The organism is Sphingomonas sp. Leaf30, from assembly GCF_001422525.1.
In the GTDB taxonomy this organism is placed as follows: Bacteria; Pseudomonadota; Alphaproteobacteria; order Sphingomonadales; family Sphingomonadaceae; genus Sphingomonas; species Sphingomonas aerolata.
Map to the genome: position 1 here is coordinate 2,156 of NZ_LMKZ01000020.1, position 248 is coordinate 2,403.

At 65.3% G+C, this 248-nt stretch carries 1 protein-coding gene; it reads right to left on the reverse strand.

Annotation, left to right across the window (positions count from 1 at the left end):
- On the reverse strand, nucleotides 1-196 hold a 196-nt coding region (locus ASE89_RS21355; RefSeq protein ID WP_236701871.1), incomplete at its 3' end, for a hypothetical protein.
- Nucleotides 197-248 lie beyond the last annotated feature (52 nt).

The window sequence follows — 248 nt, forward strand, 5'->3', positions numbered from 1 at the left end:
TCGGCTCAGATGAGATACGAACATCGGTGGCGGTCGGCCCGGGCACGGCCAAGCGCGCGCGGTTCAACGAAGGGATGCCGACCTCTGCCTGTGGCTGCGCCTCTACGCGGCCGGCGATGCCTGTCGCGAGAAGCGCAAGAAGGGCCGTCAGCACCCGATAGGGGGAGCAGCGGGACGCACTAGTCATGGTTTTCATCATTGCTCCACTTCCTCACCGTGCAGCACGGCCGGTATGCCGTGCCGAAGTC